Genomic DNA, 18,884 nt, shown 5'->3' with positions numbered 1-18,884 from the left:
GTGCGACGGCAACTGGCGCTGTACGGCGACCGCATTCTCGGCCGCCTGGTGAAATGGCTGTTCCGGCTGCTGGGACGGACCAACCCCGACCGTGCCTCGGACATCTGCGGCGCCATCGCGCGGCGGCTGGGCCCGTTTCTGCCGGCACACCGCATCGGCGAGGCCAACCTGCGGGCGGCGTTCCCCGACCGGGACGAGGCCTGGATCCAGCGTACGCTGCGCGAGGCGTGGGAGAACCTGGGCCGCGTCGCCGGCGAATACGTGCACATGGGGCGAATCTGGGACTTCGACGTCGACCACCCCAACACCGGCCGCATCCGCACCGACAGCGTGCCGCTGTTCGAGGAACTGCGCACCGACGGCAAGCCGGCGCTGTGCTTCGCCGCGCACCTGGGCAACTGGGAACTGCCGGCCCTGTCGGCGCCGGCGCACGGGCTGCCCTCCGCGGTGGTGTACCGGATGCCGAACAACAAGGCGGTGGCGAAGGAGATCACCCGCATCCGCGCGCCGCTGATGGGCCGCCTGATCCGCACCCGCGCCCAGGCGGCGCTGGAGATGGCGGCGGCGCTGGACGCCGGCGAGCACCTGGGCATGCTGGTGGACCAGCATTTCTCCCGCGGCGTCGACGTCACCTTCTTCGGCCGCCGCTGCAAGGCCAATCCCTCGATCGCGCGGCTGGCGCGGCGGTTCGACTGCCCGGTGGTGGGGGTGCGGGTGATCCGCCTGCCCGGCCACAGGTTCCGCATCGAGGCCACCGGCCCCTACACGCTGCCGCGCGACGCGGAGCGGCGGGTGGACGTCGCGGCGACCACGCAGATGATCACGTCGGAGATCGAAGGCTGGGTGCGGGAGAATCCGGGGCAGTACCTGTGGTTCCACCGGCGCTGGCGGTGACGTTTTCAACATTCCGCTACAAAATGGTGCGGCGATTTCGCTATCCCGATATTGTAACCACCCATCAACGGAACCTCGCCTCAGGAAACCGAAGCCATGCGTAGTCTGATCCTGCTTGCCCCGCTGCTCCTCGCCGTCCCGGCCGTGGCGCAGCAAGCCGCGCCCGCCGATCAGAGCCCCAATGACCAGCGCTATGTGCGTTCGGCGCTGCCGGGCCCGTCGTTGCCGGAGAACAGCCCGCCCTCGGCTTATCTGCGCGCCGCGCAGGGTGCCCTGGCTGCCGGCCGGGCCGGTGAGGCGCAGCAGGCGCTGGAACAGGCGCAGACCCGCTTGCTCGACCGCTCGGTACCGCTGGGCCAGACCGACACGCCCAGCAGCAATCCGGCTATCTCCCAGATCGACCAGGCACTCCAGGCGCTGCGCGCGCACGACCGGACGACCTGCATGCACTGGATCGAGACGGCGATGGCGACGGTGACGGCGCAGGGGATGTAGCGGTCCCGACCATCCGCGCTTCAACGGCGGGGCAAGCCCGATGCGTATCGGGATAAGCAGACTGGCGCCGCCCTATCCTGTAGCCATCGCCTACCGCCCGGCGAGTTCCGGGAAATCCTCCTCGCGGAATTCGGCGGCTTCCCGCGTGCCGGCGGCGGCGCGGACTTTCTCCATCTGCCGCAACTCCACCCGCCTGATCTTGCCGGAGATGGTCTTCGGCAGTTCATAGAACTCCAGCCGGCGCACCCGCTTGAACGGTGCCAGCCGCTCGCGCAGGTGGCGGAAGATCGACAGCGCCGTCTCCCGGTCGCCCGCGGCCCCGCCGACCAGGGCGACGTACGCCTTCGGCACCGCGAGCCGCATCGGGTCGGGCGCGGGCACCACGGCGGCCTCGGCGACCGCAGGGTGCTCGATCAGGATGCTTTCCAGCTCGAACGGGCTGATGCGGTAGTCCGAGGCTTTGAACACGTCATCGGCGCGGCCGACATAGGTCAGGTAGCCCTCGGCATCCCGCGACGCGACGTCGCCGGTGCGGTAGGCGTCGCCGGACAGGCCGGCGATTGAGCCGTCGTCCTGCTGGTAGCCGCGCATCAGCCCGGTCGGCCGCGGGTCGAGCATGATCGACAGTTCGCCTTCCTCGGCCTCCTCGCCGTCCGGGTCGAGCAGGCGGATATCGAACCCGGGCAGCGGCCGCCCCATCGACCCGGCCTTGATCGGCTGGCCGGGCGGATTGCCGACCTGGGCGGAGGTCTCGGTCTGGCCGTAGAAATCGCGGATGGTCAGGCCCCAGGCGGCCTTGACCTGGTCGATCACCTCGGGGTTCAGCGGCTCGCCGGCGCCCAGCACCTCGCGCAGGCTGTGCGGGATCGACTTCAGGTCCTCCTGGATCAGCATGCGCCACACCGTGGGCGGGGCGCACAGCGTTGTGACCTTGTTGGCGGCGATGGTGTCCAGCAGGGTGCGGGCGTGGAAGCGGCCCTGGCTGGCGATGAACACCGTGGCGCCGACGTTCCAGGGGGCGAATAAGCAGCTCCACGCATGCTTGGCCCAGCCGGGCGAGGACACGTTCAGGTGGATGTCGCCGGGCTTCAGCCCCAGCGCATACATCGTGGACAGGTGCCCGACGGGATAGGACCGGTGCGAGTGCAGCACCAGCTTCGGCTTCGCCGTGGTGCCGGAGGTGAAATACAGCAGCAGCGGATCGTCGGCGAGCGTCTCGCCGTCGGGGTTGAACTCGGCCGGCGCCGCCAGCAGCGTGTCGTAGCGGGTCCAGCCTGGCACCGGGTCGCCGACGGCGATGCGCGTCAGGCTGGGATCGAAGCCGTCGAACTTCGGCGCGTCGGCACTGGTGGCCACCACATGCCGCGCCCGGCCGCGGTCGAAGCGATCGGCCAAATCGTTCTTCGCAAGTAACGTTGTCGCGGGGATCACGACGGCGCCCAGCTTCATTGCCGCCAGCATCACCTCCCACAGCGGCACGATGTTGCCCAGCATCAGCAGGATGCGGTCGCCGCGCTTCACCCCCAGCGCCCGCAGGCCGTTGGCGACGCGGTTGGACCGTTCCGACAACTCGGCGAAGGTCAGGCAGGCGGCGCCGTCGCCGACAATGACCAGGGCGGGCTGGTTGGCGGTGTCGCCGCGCGCCAGCTCGCCGTCGAACCAGTCGAGCGCCCAGTTGAAGCGGTCGAGCGCCGGCCAGCGGAAGTCGCGGTAGGCGGTGGCGTAGTCGGTGCGATGCGCCAGCAGGAAGTCACGAGCCGCCTTGAATGCCGCCGCCGTCATTGCCGGTTTCCCCCTTGGACGTGTGGTTCATCCACGCTTCTGTTGCGAAAGCCAACGAAAGACAACTGAAAAATCCTTGCCCCCCTGCCCTTCGTCCACCACCTGCTGGTAGAAACGCAGCGCCTGGGCGCCCAGCGGCGTCGGCGTGCCGGTCGCGTCCGCCGCCTCCTGCGACAGCTTCACGTCCTTGGCCATCAGCGCGGCGGCGAAGCCGGGGGCGTAGTCGCGGTTGGACGGCGCATTCGGCACCGGCCCCGGCGCCGGGCAATAGCTGGACAGCGCCCAGGAGTTGGACGTGGCGGTGGCGCAGATCTGGTGCAGCTTGCTCCAGTCCAGGCCCAGCTTCTGCGCCAGCAGGAAGCCTTCGGACACGCCGATCATGTTGATGGCGAGCATCATGTTGTTGCAGATCTTCACCGCCTGCCCTGCCCCCGGGCCGCCGGCGTGGAAGATGTTCTTGCCCATCGCCTCCAGGATCTGCCGGCCGCGGGCGAAGGCGTCGTCCGTGCCGCCGACCATGAAGGTCAGAGTGGCGTTCTGCGCGCCTGCGGTGCCGCCGGAGACGGGGGCGTCGAGCATCGCCAGCCCCGCCGTCACCGCCGCGGCGGTGACGGCGCGGGCGGTCTCGACGTCGATAGTGGAGCAGTCGATCAGCAGCGGCCGGGCGGCCTTGACGGTTTCGATGACGCCGCCCTGGTGCAGGTAGACATCACGCACGTGCTGGCCGGCGGGCAGCATGGTGATGACGGTGTCGGCGCCTTTGGTCGCCTCGGCGGCGCTGGCGGCGGTCTTGCCGCCGGCCTTGGCGAGCAGTTCCAGCGCGCCGAGGTTGAGGTCGTAGCCGGTGACGCTGTGGCCGGCTTTCACAAGGTTGGCCGCCATGGGGCCGCCCATGTTGCCGAGGCCGATGAATCCGATGGTTGCCATTTGTCAGAGTACCTCGAAGATGTCGTAGATGGGGCCTTCCGGCGGACGGCTGCCCGTGCCGATGCCGAACACGCTGTTCAGCCAGGCGTAGCGCGGCGCGGCGGTCTCGAAGGTGACCATGGTCCGGAAGTAGTACTGGGAGGGATCGACGAACTGGCCGCTGTTGAGCTTTTCCATGACGTCGGCAGGGCCATGGCGCAGACCTTTGTAGGTCATGCCGATGGCGGCGCCGTCGTCGGTCTGCAGCACGAGGCGGACGTCGAGGGTGGTGACGCCGTCGGGCCGGACGATGATCCAGTCGGCGCCGCCGGGCAGCACGGTGCCGCGGAGTTTCGGCCCCTCGAACGTGCCGCCGGCGACGAGGCCGATGCGGCGGTTGCCGGCGGGGGTGTCGCCGACGGGTTGCAACCCGCTGACGGCGAGCTTCAGGGTGAACAGGTGGGCGGTGCGGATTTCGGCCATGTGTCGATTCCTCCCGGGTCGCGGAGGGGATCAGACCTGATCCGGTGGGGGGAGACAAGGTGGGGGGAAGCCCCCGACGATGCATTCGGAGGCCCGCAATGGGCGCTTCCCGTCGCATCCGAAGGCCGCGCCTCATGGAACGGCCTCGCCTGCCGTTCGGTTGGCCGCGGGCCACCGGCAGCGGGTGTGCGGTCCTGGCCCCCATCGTCATGGCCCGGATGAGTCCTGCCGTATGCATGAATCCTTTGACAACTGCAAAACCAGGCGCTCGCCCGGTGCCGGGAACGTTGCTGCATTGAAGCGCATGGCTGCCAGGGTCGCCATGTAGAGCACCTCGCGCAGGGCGGGGCGTCCGCCCTTGATGTGGCCCTCGCCGCGGTATTTGCCGCTGTCGTGATCGAACGGCGCGATGCCGGCCAGACAGGCGATCTGGCGGCGCGAGAGGAGAGTGCCGAGTTCCGGCAGCAGGGCGATCAGCGCGGCGCTCAGTACCGGCCCGACGCCGGGCACGGTGTCAGACCGCAGTCGTGCGCGCAGAGGACGACCGTACATTGTTCAGAGGCGGCCCCACGGAATAGTTGCGCAGGTAACTTTCATGTCATGGTTGGCCCTTCAGGCCAAGGTGGCGCCCGCCTGCGATGTGATTGGACAGGCTGTGCCGTGATTTCATCGTTGACATTAATAAAACGCAGCCGCCCTCCGTTACTCGAAAGATCATTTCACCGTGATTCGATGGCCATTGCAAGCCGACGCCGATCCACCTGTTTCCCCGGAGAGTCTTCGCATAAGTAGAGTCTTTGTATAAATCAGTATGACGAAATCGCAAATATTTCATTGGCGAGGCCACTCGCTTCAAATGATATTACTAAGGAGGCGGCCAAACAGCGGCCATCCCTGATCGTCATGCCGGGCGAAGGCCCGGCATCCACGCCTTGCGGTGTCGCTATCACCAAAGGCGTGGATGGCGGCGCTGCGGCCGCCATGACGATCGGGGCGGTTCGCGGGCCGGACGGCAGGGGTTTGACCGTCTTCTTAGTAGAACCCAGCGCAGGGATTGAGGCTATGCTTGACGCGACGGAAGTGCCGTTAGCTCCCCATGTTGGTCAGGCTCGTCAGGACATCGCGTCAGCCCAACAGGCTGTCGTACCGTCGATTGTTGGTAGAACGACAAATAACAACAGCGCGTTGTTGGCGTTGTTCTCCAGGGCATCACGAAAGTCTGAGCGTGTCGTTATCGCCGTCGACAGCGGCAACGTGGAAGACGACGGACGGCGTCCGAATTTCTACTGCGTGCATGCACTGTCCGGCGCCGGCGGGATGGATTTTTGCCACCTGGCCAGGCACATGCCCGCCGTGCGCCTGTATGGCATCCAGGCGCCACCAGCTAGGATGGCAGACTCCCGGTTTGGTGCCTCGGTCGAGGCCATAGCCGATTATTACGCACATCATCTCGCCCTGTTTCAACCAAGCGGCCCGTTCCTGCTGGGGGGATGGTCGGCGGGCGCGATCATCGCACTGAAGATCGCTCGCAACCTGCGCGCCAGAGGCCGTGATGTGGACCTGCTCGTCGCAATCGACGCGGGGCCCGAAAATACCAATGCCGGCTACCCCCGGTGGCATCCGATGTACCTCTGGGAGCTGGTCTGCAACATCCCGGCCTGCCTGTACAACGAGAATGTCCTGCGGATCACCGCTCTGCGCCCAATAGCGCGGCGTATCGGCAGCAAGGCGGTATACGCCGCGCAGATCGGCCTGGCCGCGGGCAGCAGGAACGCAACCGCCACCGGTTACAAGGTCGCGGGACTGATAGACCTTTCCCGCTACCCCGAAGATCAGCAGTCGTTCATAAAGAGGCTGTACAACGCTCTTCTCGCCTATACGCCGCAGACATATCCCGGACGGGTGATTGCTTACGAGGCGCGGGTGAAGCCCCTGCTGCACCTGCCCCAGGTCGGAAGAATCTGGCGCCAAATCGCGCCGCGGTCGATCGTCGTGCCGGTCGACGGAACGCATCTCAGCATCATGCGCGACAACCACGTCAGAGCGCTCGCGCAGCATCTGCAAGGGCAAATCATGGAAATTGTTTCCCCGGGCCGCGCATGACGAAGGGCAGAGCACGAGCGCTCACGCGCGTCATGGCGCCACGCTCAATGTCTTGAGACCTGAGGCACCAACCGCGAACGCCCCGGCACCATTGGTGCCAGCCTACTGGCGTAAAAGCGTATGGAGCGCGGCAGGCCGCCTCTTTCCGACATGCCGGACTGGCAACGGCCATGACGCGGCAGTGACCGTGGCGACTGTAAATCTTCGATGATCTTCAGCAAATCCTGCATGCGGTGCAAGAAGGACACTATTTGACCCTACATGCCATAGCATGTATTCACCATCGGCGATAGGAGTAAAGGAGCGATCATCCTGCGATTGCACTTTTGCGTGAATGCGAGAGAATGACATTGAACGCCGCTGGGAGGCTATTATGGGCCGGTGCCGGATCTGCGCAACCGCGAATGGCACAACGCTCGCTGCCCGCGAGATGATGTTTGGATTCCGTGACGAATTTGAGTATTTCCAGTGCGACAACTGCGGCAGCGTCTCACTCAATCATGACCTTTCGGAGCTTGATTTACAAAAATACTATCCATTGAACTACTATTCTTTTGCGACTCCTCCCAAGACCCGCCTCAGGCGGTGGCTGATCCGTCAGCGTGATCGCCGTGCCATGCACCAGTCAAACGTGATCGACTCCTGTATCTCCCGCCTGAAGCCGAACCCGGTGCTGAATCTGCTGTGTGGACATGGGGTTCAGAGTCATCATCGTATCCTCGACGTCGGCTGCGGCGCCGGGACGTGGCTGAGCAGCCTGGCCAACGCGGGATTTCGTCACCTGTCCGGGGTGGACCCGTTCATTGCCGAAGACATCAGCCTGTCCGATGGCGTCACAATCAGAAAGGCCCGGATCTCCGAGGTGGAGGGCCTGTACGACGTGATCACGTTCCACCACTCGCTCGAACATGTGCCGGACCCGGTCACTGTCGTTCAAATGGCAGCGAATCATCTCCGCTCCGGTGGCATTTGCCTCGTCCGGGTGCCGACGGTTTCCTCGGAAGCCTGGGACCGGTACGGCCCGGATTGGGTCCAGCTCGACGCTCCCAGGCATTTTGCCGTGCCGTCGCGCAAAGGCATCGGCATCCTGGCCGATGCGGCCGGGTTGGCGGTCGAGACAGTCGTTGATGACTCCTCTGAATTGCAATTTTACGGCAGCGAGCAATACCGACGCGGCATATCCCTGAACGATCCCCGTTCCTACGCCGTAAACCCGGACAGCTCGATCTTTTCACCAGGCGAAATGCGCGCCTTTCGCAAGTGCGCCGTTCACCTCAACGCGCAGTCGCGAGGCGATCAGGCGGCATTCCTGTTACGCCGGCACTGAGCATGGCCGGGGCAGCCTGGCGACAGCCCAGCACTATTTTAATTGCGAATGCGAATAGGGCTGGCTATGGGAGGGGCATGTCACGTCTCGCGCCGCGCGTCGTTCCGGTCCTGATGCTGCTGGCCAGCCTGCTGCTCGCGGGCTTCGCCGGCCTGGCGCCGGCGGCCGGCCGCCCGGTCGCGGCGATCTTTCCGCCGTGGTGGAACGCCACGCAGGTGTTCGAAGCCGTGGCGCGGGCGGGCGGGCCATTCATCCGTTTCGGCGCGTTTCCGTTCATTGCAGTAACGGTCTCGCCCGATCCCGCCGTTGCCGCCAGGCTGCGGGCGGCGGGGGCATTTCTCGTTCTGGACGCCCAGGCGCTGGGCGGTTGCGTTGCACGAAAGTCGGTCTATGCGCGTTCATAAAGATCTCGAAACACTCCGTCACGCCGCAAGCAAGGCCATGATCGCCTTGCTGTGGATCCATCCGCCGCTGATCGCCCTTATCGCGCTGTGGACCGGCAGCCCCTGGGTCTTCGCCGCATCGGCCGCGGCTGGCCTGGCCGCCGTGGCGACCGGATGCCTGGCGCTGTGGGGCGAGCGCCGGGAAACCCACATCACCATCGCCATCGCCATGGTCGGCACGGTGTCGCTGATCGTCGCCGAGCTCAGCGGCAATGCCTGGCAGATCGACGGCCACATGTACTTTTTTGCCGCGCTGGCCGTCCTGACGGCCTATTGCGACTGGGTCGTCCTGCTGGTCGCCGCCGGCACCATCGCCGCCCACCACCTCGTGCTGAATTTCATCCTTCCGGCCGCGGTGTTTCCCGACGGGTTCGACCTGGGCCGCGTGTTCCTGCACGCGGTGATCGTGGTGCTGGAGACCGGCGCCCTGGCATGGCTGGCGTACCAGCTCGCCGGCCTGTTCACCCTGACGCAGCAGGCCCTGGCCGAAACCGAGGCAGCCAGGCAGGCACAGGCGCAGGCCAACGCCCGCGAGGCGCAGCGCATCCAGGAAGCGACGGCCGAGCGGCAGCGCGTGCAGGCCGATCTCAGCACGCGGCTTGAATCGGAAGTCGGCGCCGCCATGGGCGCGATGACGAACGCCGCGCGTGCGGTGCATGAGAATGCCGAGAGCCTGTCGCAGGCCGCGGTCGGCGCCGCGTCCAGCACGGCGCAGATCGTCGACGCCTCGGAAGAAACGAAGGTCAGCGTGCAGACGGTGGCCTCGGCGACCGAGCAGCTCGCGGCGTCGGTCGCCGAGATCAGCAGCCAGTTGGGGCGCGCCGCCGGGATCGCCCACCGCGCCGTCGAGGGCACCGGCCAGGCCACTGAAAAAATGCAGGCCCTCGCGGCCAAGACCACGCAGATCGAAAACATCGTCCAACTGATCACCGGCATTGCGTCGCAGACCAACCTGCTGGCGCTGAACGCCACCATCGAAGCCGCCCGCGCGTCAGAGGCGGGCAAGGGCTTCGCGGTGGTCGCCGGCGAGGTGAAGGGACTGGCCTCGCAGACCGCAAAGGCAACCGATGAGATCAAGGGCCAGGTGGAGGCGATCCAGGCCGAGGCCGGCCTCGTGGTGTCGGCGATCGCCGGCATCGCCCGGGTGATCACCGAACTCGAGGAGATCACCGCCGCCGTTTCCGCCGCGGTCGAGGAACAGGGCGCGGCCACCGCCGAGATCGCCCGCGCGGCGCAACTGGCGGCCAGGGGAACCGGCTCGATCATGGCGTCGCTGTCCGGCCTGTCGGAGGCGACCGGAACGACGAAGGCCGCGGCGGAGGCCGGCTACGGCGCCTCCGGCTCGCTGAAGGAGAACTGCGAGGGCATGGCCGCGTCCGTGCATCGTTTCGTCCAAACGATGCGGCAGGCGTAGGCCGCATTCGTCATACCGTCAGCGGAAGCCGTATCGGTGCGGGCCGTCGCGTGCCTGTTCAGGCCATCCTGCCTGCGGCTCACTCGCCGGCAGCCGGTACTGGCGGCACGTCCGCACAGTCAGACCGGGGGGTGCCGTTATTCAATTGCATCATTCCTGTTCTGCCGTATTTCGCCGGACGGACAGGCATTTTGCCCTGGGACGTGCCCCTGGGACGTGCCCCTGGGACGTGCAAGGTGCTGCAGCAGACCGCAGGTCAGTTGGGACGGGGTGCCCTCATCGTCATGGCGGGCGCAGGCCCCATTGGCGTTAAAAATGGGGCTGGCTGTTGCCTCCTCGTCATGGCCCGGCTTGTCCGGGCCACCTGTCGCGGCACAGTGCTGGAATAGGTGGCCCGGACAAGCCGGGCCATGACGGAATGGCAAGCATCGTGCCGCCGCCACGCTATTTTAACGCCAATGGGGCGCAGGCCCGCCATCCACGCCTTACGGTGCTAATACCGGCAAAGGCGTGGATAGCGGCCCTTCGGCCGCGATGACGACGAGGCAGCGACTGCGCGTCCCAACCTACCTGCGGTCCGCTGTGGCTTGTCCGAATGGTGCCTGCGAAGTGCGCTACTTCACCGGAACCATCGCATGTTCATAGGGCGTGCCGGCCCACATCATGTATGGCCGGGTCGGATCGGGATCGGCAGCTTCCGTATAGCCCAGCGCCTTCGCCGGCGGCCCGAACAGCATGATATGGGGCCCCGTGACGATCCAGTGGTTGTCGGCTGTCCTTGCCGCCGCGGACGGATCGGTATTGCTGGCGCCGCCGGTTTCGCCGGCTGGACCAGTGTCTCCGCCCAGCATGTACGAGAACCCAAGCTGATTGGGTGGCGGCTCATGCTTCATCATGGCCTGGAGGAACTGCATGCTGTTCCTGTCGTTACACATCCTGTCCGTGCCCATGATCAGGCAGGTAAATCCATTCGTTCCTACGCGCAGGGTCCGCCATGTTCCGTCATGCTCCAATCGTATGACCGAGGCATCCCTGGCGACAGATTTCGGCGCTGCGGCGAGGGCTTGTTTCATGTAGACTTCATCGGACAGAGCCGCGTGCTGGGCACGCGCCCCTGGGCCCAGCGCAAGGGCCAGGCACACCACGGGTAGCGCAAGCCTGAGATCACTGGACATAAATCCTCCCGACGATCTGTTCTTTGCAGGATTGATTTTTTGCTTGTCCGGTCGCAGAGTCTTTTGAACTGCGCCAAGATACCAGCTTATAGCACAGTTGAATCAAGCCGCGGAACCATCACTGAACAGTGATACCGCCGGATCGTCGCCAATTCTGCGCAACGCGCCCGCAAATACGCGCCTGCGGACGAACCGGCAGCCGGTTCATGTGGCCTTGCCCGAACCGCAGGACCTGGCTCGGGGCCAACTGCCCTGGTCACCAGCGATGTTGGCGAAAGACCCGGCAGACGTGCGCCGGTACGTTGGCGGTGTCGCCTGCTTCGCCTGCAAGCCAGGCGCGCAGCCGTGCCGATGCAATCGCCGCAGTCGTCACGCAATTGGCCTTCGCCGTTGCTCCAGCCTAACCTGCACCAACGCCAACCCGCAGGAGGAAACGACCATGGCCGCGCCCTACCCGCTTCCGGAATCCAATCCCTCGGCGCTCGGCTTCGCCGAACGGCCGCTGGATCACCTCGATGCGCTGATCCGGGCGCACGTCGCCGAGGGCCGCTATGCCGGCGCGCAGATCGCCCTCGCCCGCCACGGCAAGCTGGCGCTGTGCCGCACCTATGGCGACGCCCGCACCGAAGGCGGCACCGTTCCAGCCGGCGACGACACGCTGTTCCTGCTGTTCAGCCAGACCAAGGTGCTGACCTCGGCCGCGGTCTGGACCCTGGTGGAGGACGGCCGCCTGTCGTTCATGGATCGCGTGGCCGATCACCTGCCGGCGTTCGCGGCGCGGGGGAAAGGCGAGATCACGCTGCACCAGGTGATGACCCACCAGGGCGGCTTCCCCGGCGGCGACGTCTCCCAGGCGACCTGGACCGACCACGCCCGGATGCGTGCCGAGGTCTGCGACTTCTCGCTGGACTGGAGCCCCGGCTCGCGGCTGCAGTACCACCCTCGCGCTGCGCACCTGGTGCAGGCGATGGTGGTCGAGGCGGTCACCGGCCAGGACTACCGCGACGTGATCCGCGAGCGGGTGATCGCGCCGCTCGGCCTTGGCGACGACATCTTCGTCGGCGTGCCGGAAGCGCAGCAGGCCCGCTGCGCCGACACCTATGCGCCGGAGCCGCGCGACAACTCCGCCGCCTTCCGCGCCGCCGGCCTGCCGAGCGGCGGCGGCTACGCCACGGCGCGGGGCATGGCGGCGTTCTACCAGATGCTGGGCAACGGCGGGCGGCTGGGCGGCGTGCGGCTGTTCTCGCCCCGGCTGATCGCCTACGTGGCGCGGAACCATACCGGCGAGGCGCCGGACGTGCAGATGACCAACATCCCGATGCATCGCGGCCTCGGCCCGCACGTGCGCGGCGAGAGTGACCGAATCCGCGGGCTGGGCACGATTGGCGCGCCGGTGACGTTCGGGCACGGCGGGGTCGGCTCGTCGTATTCCTGGGCGGACCCGAGCAGCGGCGTGTCGTTCAGCTACCTGACCAATTTCGTCAGCCCCGATCCGTGGCACTCCGCGCGGCTGGACCGGGTGTCGAACCTGGTGCATGCGGCGATCGACTGATCCGCATCCGTCATGGCCCGGCTTGTCCCCATAAGCGCTACAGCAGACCGCAGGTTGGTTGAGACACGGCGACGGCGCACCTCACTCGTCATGGCCCGGCTTGTCCCTACGCAATGCACACATCCTGGAAACGGTCCGCCGCTGCGTTTCCCTTTCGTCATGGCCCGGCTTGTCCGGGCCACCTATTCCAGCACGTGTGCCGCGACAGGTGGCCCGGACGAGCCGGGCCATGACGATGAGGACAGGCCGTCTGCGTCCCAACTAACCTGCGGTCTGCTGTAACTTCGCGAGATAAGGCCAGGTCTGTTGTCTCACCGTCATGGCCGGGCGTGTGCCCAGTGACCGCAAACCCGGGCATGACGGTGAGGATTGCTCGAAAGGTCGGTGGCGTCGCCGTCCGACTGGGGTTACAGCAGACGGCAGGCCGGTTGGGACACGGCAACAGCCGCCGCTGTCCCGCCGCCAATGAGGCGTGCCCCCGCCCTGACAGTGGGCAACGAGCCGAGCCGCCAGTCCTTCTCCGTCCGCGACCTTATCATGGTTCCCATGGTGTTCACCCAGCGGCCACGCCCGGCAATCCCGGACACCCCGGCGACGTCACCGCCAGCACCTTGAACAGATCCCCCATCGCCCGCGGATCGGCCAGCCGCTGCGTCGCCTGCCGCAGCGCCGTTACCTGCTCCGGCGTGCGGCCCCGCGCCAGCGCCTCGGTCCGCTGGAACACCCCCAGGGCGACCAGGAATTCGCTCTGCGTCACCGGCCCCTGCGCCGCCGCGCCTGCCGCCCGTGCCGCCGCCGCCATGTCGGCGAAATCCACATGCGCCGTCAGGTCGGCCGACCCCAACGGCGACAGCGGCGGCGCCGGCTTGCGCCCGGCGATCGCCTGGAGACTGTCGCCGGCGGTACTGCGGGCCGGTCCGTAGTCCACGAACAGCCCCACCCCCGGATGCCCCCGCAACCGCCGCGCCACCGAGGCGACGAAAGCCCGCGCCGGCTCGTTGACCTCGACCACCTGCCCCTCGGCCGCATCGCGCCCGGGCGGCACCGCGGCGGCGTCGGCGGGCTGCTCGGCCCAGGCGCCGTCCGCGACGAACCGCTCGGTCCACCCGTCCCCACGGCGGACGAACTGGCGGATCGGCAGGGCGTCCAGGAACTCGTTCGCCACCAGGATCATCGGCGCGGCCGGCACGGTTTCCAGCGAGTCGTGCCAGCTTGCCTCCGGCACGCGCGCGGCCTGGGCGGCACGCAGGCGGGGCGAGGTCTCGATCAGGTGCACCCGCAGCGCCGCGGCAAACCCCGGCATCACCTTGCGCACCGCCCGCAGCGCGTCGGCCATCAGCGTGCCGCGGCCGGGGCCGGCCTCGACCAGCAGCACCGGGTCCGGACGGCCCAGCGTTTGCCAGGCGACGGCGGCCCACAGGCCGACGATCTCGCCGAACACCTGGCTGATCTCCGGCGAGGTAGTGAAATCGGCGAACGGGTCGTGCGTCGCGTAATAGGCCGCGTTGGCGCGCGCCATGAACCGGTCGAGGCGCTCCGGCTCCCCGCTCATGGCCGCGGGTTCGGCGGCCGTCAGGCCTGGCCGGGCCGCGCCGGCCGCGCCCGCCAGATCAGCCACAGGCCCACCAGCAGCATGGGAATCGACAGCAGCTGCCCCATCGTCGTGCCAAACCACAGGAAGCCCAGGAACGCGTCGGGCTCGCGGAAGAACTCGCCGATGATCCGCGCCACGGCGTAGCCGGCCAGGAACGCCCCGGACAGCGTGCCGAACCGCGCCCGCAGATCCTGCCGCCGCGACAACACCGCCATCACCGTGAACAGCACCAGCCCCTCCAGGAACGCCTGGTACAACTGGCTGGGGTGCCGCGGCACCATCCCGGCGCGCGGGAAGATCATTGCCCAGGGCAGCCAGTCGGGCGCCGGGCGGCCCCACAGCTCGCCGTTGATGAAATTGGCGATGCGCCCAAACCCCAGGCCGATCGGCGCCACCACCGCGATCCGGTCGGCGAAGCCCAGCAGCGGGATGGAGTTGCGCCAGCAGAACACGATGATCGCGATCGCCACGCCCAGCATGCCGCCGTGGAAGCTCATGCCGCCCTCCCAGACGGCGAAGATCGACAGCGGATGGGCGAAATACACGCTCGGCTGGTAGAACAGCACGTAGCCGAGCCGCCCGCCCAGCACGACGCCCAGCGTCGCCCAGGTCAGGAAGTCGTCGACCTGGAGCGGCGTGGCCACCACCGGCGGCTTCTGCACCAGCCGCCGGGCCAGGCGCCAACCGACGACGAGGCCGAGGATGTAGGCCAGCGCATACCAACGGATGCTCAACGGGCCGATCTGGATCAGGACCGGGTCGAACTGGGGAAAAAGCAGGACGGGAATCATATGTAGAGATCAGGCGTCGCCAGATAGTCCTGCACGTAGCGCCTGATGCCTTCCTCCATCGGGGTGAACTGCCCCGTATAACCGGCGGCGCGCAGCCGGTCCATGCGGGCTTCGGTAAACGATTGATATTGGCTTTGCAGGCTGGCCGGCATGTCGATGAATTCCACCGCGTGTGGCCGTCCCGCCGCGTCGCACACCGCATGCGCCAGGTCCAGGTAGGTGCGCGCCCGGCCGGTGCCCAGGTTGTACAGCCCGTTGACCGACGGCGTCTCCATCAGCCAGAGCATGACGTCAACGATGTCGGCCACCCAGATGAAGTCGCGCTTCTGCTCCCCGTCCGGCAGGCCCGGCTGGTCGGATTTGAACAGCCGCGCCGGGCCGCCGCCGGCGACTTCGTCGTGCTTGACCTTCACCACCGAGATCATCTTGCCCTTGTGGTACTCGTTCGGGCCATAGACGTTGAAGAACTTAAGCCCCACCCATTGCGGCGGCAGCTCCCGCCGGTGCGTCAGCACCTTGGCGACCAGCAGGTCAAAGGCATGCTTGGTCCAGCCGTACAGGTTCAGCGGCCGCAGCCGCTCCAGCGCGGCGAGCGAAAAATCGTCGTCGAAGCCCTGCTCGCCGGCGCCGTAGGTCGCGGCCGAGGACGCATACACCATCCGCACCCCCCGATCGGCACACCACTCCCAAAGAAACCGGCTCAACTCGACGTTGGTGGCCCAGGTGTGATCGCCGTCCGCCGCCGTGGTCTCGCTGACGGCGCCCAGGTGGAACACCATCTCCATCGGTGGGTAGCTGTCCAGGAAGGCGCGCAAATCGTCCGGCGGCACCACGCGGGCAGGCGGGTGCTTCGCCAGGTTGCGCCACTTGCCGGCACAACCCAGGGTATCGACGACCACGGTCTCATGCCCGCGACGCGCCAGCGAGGCCTGCAGATTGGAGCCGATGAATCCGGCGCCGCCAGTTATCAGGATCATGGTTGCGCTATATACGGGTGGTTGTGCGGCTGCAAAGCCGTTTCAGAATCTGGAGTATGATACAATGACCGATCGTCCGCGAATCTTTGATGACATTGCCGGTGTCGCCGGCGGGGCGATCTCCGCCCTGACGGGGCTGCGCGACGAGGCCGAGGCCGTGATGCGCGCCCGGCTGGACGACCTGATCCAGCGCATGGACCTGGTGAAGCGCGAGGAATTCGAGGCAGTCCAGGAACTCGCCGCCAACGCCCGCGCCGGCGAGGAGGCCGCCCAAGCACACGTGACCAGGCTCGAGGCCCGCCTGGCGGCGCTGGAAGCACGGGTCGCTGCACTTGAAGCCGGCGACAGCGACGCCGTGCCGCCGGAAGGGTTATGACAGCGCAGTGAAATCATCCCGAATGCGGATGAAACATGGAAAAAAAGACACCTGACGTTCGGTGCAAAAAGAAGTCGTGCCACTTGCGGGGGGCGATGACACATGAATAGGCTTGGGCTGTGGCCAACTCCGGGAGAATCGCCGTGCCGGCAAGGTGTTCCGGCTGCAACACGATCCCGGGGGTGAAGGCCACGCTCGGCCTTCCTTCTGACGGGAGACCCCGCATGTCAGTAACGCTGACCACGTCCGTGGACAACGCCGCCAACCCCCTTGATGTCATGGAGCAAATTGTCACCGCGAATGAATGGGCGTTCGACCGTCGCAGCGAATCGGAAATGGCCGCCGAGGCGCCGGGTCAGTGGTGCGACTATGGCCTGTATTTCAACTGGTCGCACGAGATCAGCGTGATGCACTTCACCTGCGCCTTTGACATGAAGGTGCCGGAGAAGCAGCGGCCGGTGCTGTACGAGCTGCTCGCCCTGGCCAACGAGAAGCTCTGGCTCGGGCATTTCGGGCTGGAATCGGACGATGGCATGCCGGTGTTCCGTCACGCCGTGCTGCTGCGTGGTGCCCCGGGCGCCTCGGCGGAGAGCCTGGAGGACATGATCGACATCGCGATCACCGAATGCGAGCGTTTCTTCCCCGCCTTCCAGTTCGTGCTGTGGGGCGGCAAGACGCCGGCCGAGGCGCTGGCGGCGGCGATGCTCGACTGCGTGGGGGAGGCGTGACCAGCACAGCCGGAAGCATCCCCCCGATCCTGCTGGTGGGCTGCGGCCGTATGGGCAGCGCCATGCTGGCCGGCTGGCGGGAGGAAGGGCTGGCGCCGTCGGTCGCCGTCGATCCGGCCCCGGACGCCGCCTCGTTCGCCGGCCCGGACGTGACCGTGGTGGCCGACGCCGCCGCCATCCCCGCCGGGTTCACCCCGGCGGCGGTGGTGCTGGCGGTGAAGCCGCAGAACGCCGCCGCGACGCTGCCGGCTTATGCTCGCTTCGCCGGCAGCAGCGTGTTCCTCTCGATCATGGCCGGCCGTACCATCGGCGGCATCAGCGCGCTGCTCGGCCCGTCCGCCGCCATCGTGCGGGCGATGCCGAACACGCCGGCCGCGGTGCGGCAGGGCATCACCGTCGGCTGCCCCGGCCCCGGCGTCAGCACCGCCCAGCGCACGCTGTGCGATCGGCTGCTGCGCGCCATCGGCACGGTCGCCTGGGTCGAGGACGAGCCCCTGCTCGATCCCGTCACGGCGGTGTCCGGCAGCGGCCCCGCCTATGTCTTCCTGCTGGCCGAGTTGATGGAGCAGGCGGCGATCGAGCAGGGCATCCCGCCTGAACTCGCCCGGCTGCTGGCCCGCCAGACGGTGTCCGGCTCCGGCGCGCTGCTGGCGGCCAACCCGGACGACGCGGCCAGCCTGCGCAAGGCGGTCACCAGCCCGGGCGGCACCACGGCCGCGGCGCTGTCCGTGCTGATGAACCCTGACGCCTGGCCGACCGCGGTGTCGCAGGCCATTGCCGCGGCGACGCGGCGGTCGCGCGAGCTCGCGGGGTGAGCGACGATGCAGATGCCGTCTCGCGGGTGTCGATGGTCGGGCGGCGCGGGGTCGTCCCTTTATCGTCGCGGGGTCGTCCCTCTATTGTCATGGCTGGGCGTGTCCCTACGGGATGCACACATCTCGGAAACGGTCCGCCGCTGCGTTTCCCTTTCGTCATGGCCCGTCTTGTCCGGGCCACCTGTCGCGGCACACGTGCTGGAACAGGTGGCCCGGACAAGCCGGGCCATGACGATGGGGGAGCGCTCTTGGCGCCCAGGCAAGCACTTGATTTTACGGTCACTTCCGACTCTTTTCCAGGATGTGTGCATTGCGTAGGGCGTGTCCCGGCCATCCCCCCCCACCGTCGAAGCGCGGATAGCCGGGACACGCCCGGCCATGACGAGGGGGCAAGACGCCGGCGGCAGGTTAACTATCTGGCAACGCAACATGGTTTGGTGGCATGAGCGACACTGATTTCGACACCGCGCTGGTGGCCTCCGCGTTCCGCGTCGCCGCCGAACAGGGCTGGCACAAGGTCAACGCCGTCAAGGCGGCCCGTGCCGCTGAGCTGTCCGTGGCCGAGGCTCGCGCCCGCTTTCCGGCCATCGCCTCCATCCTGCTGAAGTTCGGCCGCATGGCCGATCAGGCGGCGCTGCACCACGTTCCCTCCGAGGGAACGGTGCGCGATCGGCTGTTCGACCTGTTGATGCAGCGATTCGATTTCCTGCAGGCGCATCGCGCGGGGGTCCTCGCCCTGCTGCGCGCGTTGCCGGGGGACCCGCTGACGGCGATGCTGCTGACCTGCTCCACACGGCGCAGCATGCGCTGGATGCTGCAGGCCGCCGGCGTCGATGCCACCGGGCCGCGTGGCGACGTGCAGACGCACGGGCTGCTGGCCGTCTGGCTGTGGGCGGTCCGCGCCTGGGAGCGGGACAAGTCGGACGACCTGTCCAGCACCATGGCCGCGGTCGATTCCGGCCTGCAGCGTGCCGAGAGCATCGCGTCGTGGCTGGACGGCAGCCGCCCGGCGCCGCCTGCGGCGAAGGC

19 protein-coding genes and 1 pseudogene are annotated in these 18,884 nt (G+C 67.4%); 11 read left to right on the top strand and 9 right to left on the bottom strand.

Annotated features, from left to right (window positions below; translation table 11 throughout):
* Positions 1-894, top strand: coding sequence for a lipid A biosynthesis lauroyl acyltransferase (locus tag CCS01_RS23705; RefSeq protein ID WP_104521234.1), 894 nt, complete (start codon positions 1-3; stop codon positions 892-894).
* A 96-nt stretch (positions 895-990) separates the two neighbouring features.
* Positions 991-1,389, top strand: a complete 399-nt coding sequence (locus CCS01_RS23700; RefSeq protein WP_104521233.1) for a hypothetical protein — start codon at positions 991-993, stop codon at positions 1,387-1,389.
* Between the two features lie 90 nt (positions 1,390-1,479).
* Here CCS01_RS23700 and CCS01_RS23695 read toward each other — a convergent pair whose 3' ends face one another.
* From CCS01_RS23695 to CCS01_RS23680, 4 genes and pseudogenes are all read right to left on the bottom strand, one after another.
* Complete coding sequence (locus CCS01_RS23695) at positions 1,480-3,171, bottom strand: AMP-binding protein (protein WP_104521232.1); 1,692 nt, start codon at positions 3,169-3,171, stop codon at positions 1,480-1,482.
* 27 nt (positions 3,172-3,198) lie between these two features.
* Positions 3,199-4,098, bottom strand: a complete 900-nt coding sequence (gene mmsB, locus CCS01_RS23690) for a 3-hydroxyisobutyrate dehydrogenase (protein ID WP_104521231.1) — start codon at positions 4,096-4,098, stop codon at positions 3,199-3,201.
* A gap of 3 nt (positions 4,099-4,101) precedes the next feature.
* The gene (locus CCS01_RS23685) at positions 4,102-4,560 is read right to left on the bottom strand and encodes a DUF3237 domain-containing protein (RefSeq protein ID WP_104521230.1); all 459 of its coding nucleotides are present in this window, start codon (positions 4,558-4,560) and stop codon (positions 4,102-4,104) included.
* 288 nt (positions 4,561-4,848) lie between these two features.
* A pseudogene (locus CCS01_RS23680) lies at positions 4,849-5,073 on the bottom strand (transposase); the annotation flags it as partial.
* A gap of 549 nt (positions 5,074-5,622) precedes the next feature.
* Between CCS01_RS23680 and CCS01_RS23675 the strand changes: the two are divergent.
* From CCS01_RS23675 to CCS01_RS23660, 4 genes are all read left to right on the top strand, one after another.
* Positions 5,623-6,663 carry a thioesterase domain-containing protein gene (locus tag CCS01_RS23675; protein WP_158258567.1) on the top strand — a complete coding sequence of 347 codons (1,041 nt, stop codon included), beginning with the start codon at positions 5,623-5,625 and terminating at the stop codon, positions 6,661-6,663.
* A 334-nt stretch (positions 6,664-6,997) separates the two neighbouring features.
* On the top strand, positions 6,998-7,990 hold the full coding sequence (locus CCS01_RS23670) for a class I SAM-dependent methyltransferase (protein WP_104521227.1): 993 nt from the start codon (positions 6,998-7,000) through the stop codon (positions 7,988-7,990).
* Between the two features lie 77 nt (positions 7,991-8,067).
* Positions 8,068-8,394, top strand: coding sequence for a hypothetical protein (locus CCS01_RS23665; RefSeq protein WP_104521226.1), 327 nt, complete (start codon positions 8,068-8,070; stop codon positions 8,392-8,394).
* 37 nt (positions 8,395-8,431) lie between these two features.
* A complete protein-coding gene (locus CCS01_RS23660; RefSeq protein ID WP_104521225.1) occupies positions 8,432-9,847 on the top strand; it encodes a methyl-accepting chemotaxis protein in 1,416 nt (471 codons plus the stop codon).
* 614 nt (positions 9,848-10,461) lie between these two features.
* Here the strand turns inward: CCS01_RS23660 and CCS01_RS23655 are convergent.
* Positions 10,462-10,761 (bottom strand): hypothetical protein, encoded by a 300-nt coding sequence (locus CCS01_RS23655; RefSeq protein ID WP_104521224.1) that lies wholly within the window; start codon positions 10,759-10,761, stop codon positions 10,462-10,464.
* A 700-nt stretch (positions 10,762-11,461) separates the two neighbouring features.
* Between CCS01_RS23655 and CCS01_RS23650 the strand changes: the two genes are divergently transcribed.
* Entirely contained in the window at positions 11,462-12,574 is a 1,113-nt protein-coding gene (locus CCS01_RS23650; protein WP_158258566.1) for a serine hydrolase domain-containing protein, read from the top strand.
* Positions 12,575-13,127: 553 nt separating this feature from the next.
* On the opposite strand, the gene CCS01_RS23645 is transcribed toward CCS01_RS23650, so the two are convergent.
* The 3 genes from CCS01_RS23645 to rfaD are packed head-to-tail and all read right to left on the bottom strand — an operon-like array spanning position 13,128 to position 15,936.
* Positions 13,128-14,126, bottom strand: coding sequence for a class I SAM-dependent methyltransferase (locus tag CCS01_RS23645; protein WP_104521245.1), 999 nt, complete (start codon positions 14,124-14,126; stop codon positions 13,128-13,130).
* Positions 14,127-14,146: 20 nt separating this feature from the next.
* Complete coding sequence (lgt, locus tag CCS01_RS23640) at positions 14,147-14,959, bottom strand: prolipoprotein diacylglyceryl transferase (RefSeq protein ID WP_104521222.1); 813 nt, start codon at positions 14,957-14,959, stop codon at positions 14,147-14,149.
* Positions 14,956-15,936 (bottom strand): ADP-glyceromanno-heptose 6-epimerase, encoded by a 981-nt coding sequence (gene rfaD / locus CCS01_RS23635; RefSeq protein ID WP_104521221.1) that lies wholly within the window; start codon positions 15,934-15,936, stop codon positions 14,956-14,958. The genes lgt and rfaD overlap by 4 nt, the downstream gene beginning before the upstream one ends.
* A 64-nt stretch (positions 15,937-16,000) precedes the next feature.
* Between rfaD and CCS01_RS23630 the strand changes: the two genes are divergently transcribed.
* Complete coding sequence (locus CCS01_RS23630; RefSeq protein ID WP_104521220.1) at positions 16,001-16,312, top strand: accessory factor UbiK family protein; 312 nt, start codon at positions 16,001-16,003, stop codon at positions 16,310-16,312.
* Between the two features lie 13 nt (positions 16,313-16,325).
* Here the strand turns inward: CCS01_RS23630 and CCS01_RS33125 are convergent, their stop codons facing one another.
* On the bottom strand, positions 16,326-16,505 hold the full coding sequence (locus tag CCS01_RS33125) for a hypothetical protein (protein ID WP_146101927.1): 180 nt from the start codon (positions 16,503-16,505) through the stop codon (positions 16,326-16,328).
* A 31-nt stretch (positions 16,506-16,536) separates the two neighbouring features.
* On the opposite strand from CCS01_RS33125, the gene CCS01_RS23625 reads away from it, so the two are divergent.
* The 3 genes from CCS01_RS23625 to CCS01_RS23615 all read left to right on the top strand — a co-directional run.
* Positions 16,537-17,040, top strand: coding sequence for a type III secretion system chaperone family protein (locus CCS01_RS23625; RefSeq protein WP_104521219.1), 504 nt, complete (start codon positions 16,537-16,539; stop codon positions 17,038-17,040).
* Entirely contained in the window at positions 17,037-17,855 is an 819-nt protein-coding gene (proC, locus tag CCS01_RS23620; RefSeq protein WP_275112952.1) for a pyrroline-5-carboxylate reductase, read from the top strand. Before CCS01_RS23625 ends, proC begins: the two co-directional genes overlap by 4 nt.
* 442 nt (positions 17,856-18,297) lie before the next feature.
* On the top strand, positions 18,298-18,884 hold a 587-nt coding region (locus tag CCS01_RS23615; protein WP_104521243.1), incomplete at its 3' end, for a TetR family transcriptional regulator.

The sequence above is a fragment of the Rhodopila globiformis genome (genome assembly GCF_002937115.1).
Lineage (GTDB): Bacteria > Pseudomonadota > Alphaproteobacteria > Acetobacterales > Acetobacteraceae > Rhodopila > Rhodopila globiformis.
Note: the sequence above shows the minus strand (reverse complement) of the source record. Positions and strands in the feature narration are given on the sequence as shown.